Origin of the sequence: Microvirga roseola (genome assembly GCF_020866965.1) — a bacterium.
Classification (GTDB): Bacteria; Pseudomonadota; Alphaproteobacteria; order Rhizobiales; family Beijerinckiaceae; genus Microvirga; species Microvirga roseola.
Map to the genome: position 1 here is coordinate 1 of NZ_JAJATX010000204.1, position 449 is coordinate 449.

The 449-nt window shown below is 59.5% G+C and carries 1 pseudogene; it reads left to right on the top strand.

The annotated features are described in order from the left end of the window. Positions 1–42: 42 nt before the first annotated feature. Positions 43–258: pseudogene (locus tag LG661_RS24890) on the top strand (DDE-type integrase/transposase/recombinase); the annotation flags it as partial. Between the last annotated feature and the right edge of the window lie 191 nt (positions 259–449).

Below are 449 nucleotides of genomic sequence, written 5' to 3' on the forward strand. Positions count from 1 at the left end.
CTGAATTAACATCACACCCGGATCACCCTCATGGGGCAGGCCATCCGGCAAAGTGCCTACTTGAACAATCGAATTGAGCAGGATCATCGTGCTATCAAACGGCGCATCCGGCCGATGCTTGGTTTCCATTCCGTTATCACTGCCCGAGTGATCCTGGGTGGCATCGAGTTGATCCACATGATGCGCAAACAGCAGGCGAAGTATGCCTGCAATCCGCAGCCATCGCTGGCCGAGCAGTTCGAGCTGCTCGCCGCCTGAACACGCTACCGAGCGATTGTCCCTTTCGCGTCTCCTCTCCAAGTTTGCGACACAACCCGCGCCAGCGCCCGCATCCATTGGCTGACCCAAGACGGATCGATCCTATCCCCTCGGGCGCTGTCAAAGCTCCGGAACGGAGAACGGGGTGCGGCCTACGCCTACAACTTCCTCCGGACCCATGGGGCTCCGGC